This is a genomic window from Pseudomonas sp. NBRC 100443 (genome assembly GCF_030268185.1).
GTDB classification, from domain to species: domain Bacteria; phylum Pseudomonadota; class Gammaproteobacteria; order Pseudomonadales; family Pseudomonadaceae; genus Pseudomonas; species Pseudomonas citronellolis.
Map to the genome: position 1 here is coordinate 1 of NZ_BSQE01000101.1, position 269 is coordinate 269.

Genomic DNA, 269 nt, shown 5'->3' on the forward strand with positions numbered 1-269 from the left:
TCCACGGCCAGGCGCCCGGCGCGCAGGAACAGCTGCTCGCGGTCGGCGTGGGTGGCCAGGGTCGAGCCGTTGCCCGGCAGCGACAGGCCCAGGGCCTCGGTCAGGCAGTTCATCGAGTTGGCGGTGAACATGCCGGAGCAGGAGCCGCAGGTGGGGCAGGCGCTGCGCTCGTATTCGGCGACCTTCTCGTCGGAGCAGGAATCGTCCGCCGCGACCACCATGGCGTCGACCAGGTCCAGGCCGTGGCTGGCCAGCTTGGTCTTGCCGGC

At 71.4% G+C, this 269-nt stretch carries 1 protein-coding gene; it reads right to left on the reverse strand.

Annotated features, from left to right (window positions below):
• Positions 1-269, reverse strand: a 269-nt coding sequence (locus tag QSJ95_RS32720; RefSeq protein WP_285647909.1) for a dihydroxy-acid dehydratase domain-containing protein, incomplete at both ends; no start/stop codon positions are given.